This is a genomic window from Draconibacterium mangrovi (genome assembly GCF_010586825.1).
GTDB classification, from domain to species: Bacteria; Bacteroidota; Bacteroidia; order Bacteroidales; family Prolixibacteraceae; genus Draconibacterium; species Draconibacterium mangrovi.
Genome location: NZ_JAAAGB010000025.1, coordinates 1 through 1,247, shown reverse-complemented (window position 1 = coordinate 1,247; position 1,247 = coordinate 1). Strand labels below are relative to the sequence as shown.

1 protein-coding gene is annotated in these 1,247 nt (G+C 35.4%); it reads left to right on the top strand.

The window, feature by feature from the left end:
• Positions 1-205: 205 nt before the first annotated feature.
• Positions 206-1,204 (top strand): IS110 family RNA-guided transposase, encoded by a 999-nt coding sequence (locus G4420_RS23210; protein WP_163326336.1) that lies wholly within the window; start codon positions 206-208, stop codon positions 1,202-1,204.
• Positions 1,205-1,247 lie beyond the last annotated feature (43 nt).

Sequence of the window (1,247 nt, the reverse complement as noted above, 5' to 3'; positions counted from 1 at the left end):
CCTTTAGATTAGCAATATCTTTTATCATTACTAAATTGTATTGTTCATTTTAATGAAAGCAGAGGTGAACCCGATAGGCCGCCTAGGCTAATATGCCTAACTGCCGAATTAGTCCTCTGCCTTCTTTTTGAACAAGAACCATTTAGAATTTTAGGCTTTTTAGGCCTGGTAAAGGTTTTAGTTGTTCATTAAAAATTTAAAGGGTATGGAATTTACTTCATTTGCAGGAATCGACATTTCAAAGAAAGATTATGATGTTGCTTTGTTAAATCAACAGGGTGTTGTTATTGGAAGTCGAAAATTTACCAATAAACGCTCTGGATTCAATGTAATGATGAAATGGCTTAAAAGCATTTCCTTTGCTGGAAAGCCTCTCTTCTGCCTGGAACATTCTGGGATTTATTGTCTTGGGATTTGCATTTTTTTCGAAGAACTTGGTTTGAAGTACAGTCTGCAGCCAGGATTGCAAATAAAACGTTCAATGGGTATTCGACGCGGAAAAAACGACAAGGCGGATGCACTTATGATTGCAAAATATGCCTACCTGAACAGAAATGAGATTGAATTTTACCAGCTTCCCTCTAAAACGATTCTTCAATTAAAACAACTTGTATCATACCGAGAGAGGCTGGTAAAAACAAAAGTAGCATTGAAAAATGCTTCAAAAGAACTTAAGGCATATACTGACAGGGATCTTCATGAGTATGTCTGCGCTGACTCCAAAGAACATGTCGCACGCATTAACAAGAGCATTCTTGAAATTGACAAAACATTAAAACAATTAATTGCTTCAGATCCCACGCTGAACGACTTATTTAACCTTATCGTTTCAGTAAAAGGGGTTGGGCTTCAGATTGCAGTAAATATGATTATCGTGACACATGGCTTTACTAAATTTAAAAACTGGAGAAAGTTTTCATGCTATTGCGGACTTGCTCCTTTTGAGTTTAAATCAGGAACGTCCATCAGAGGAAAAACAAAAACAAGTTATTTAGGAAATAAAAAAATGAAAGCAATTATTGGAAATGGTATTGCATCGGCCATACAGCATGATCCAGAAATAACGAGTTACTATAACAGAAAAATTAGTGAGGGAAAACATAAAATGGTGGTAATGAATGCCATTAAAAACAAACTTATAGCTCGGGTTTTTGCAGTTGTTAAAAGAAAGACTCCATTTGTCCCTTTACACCAACATCTGTAATTTTTTATAATTCTGTTGTTTTTATCTTAGAATTCGGCAGGCA

Excerpts from the sequence above, each read along its gene's own strand:
- G4420_RS23210 (WP_163326336.1), top strand. The coding sequence starts at position 206 with ATGGAATTTACTTCATTTGCAGGAATCGACATTTCAAAGAAAGATTAT.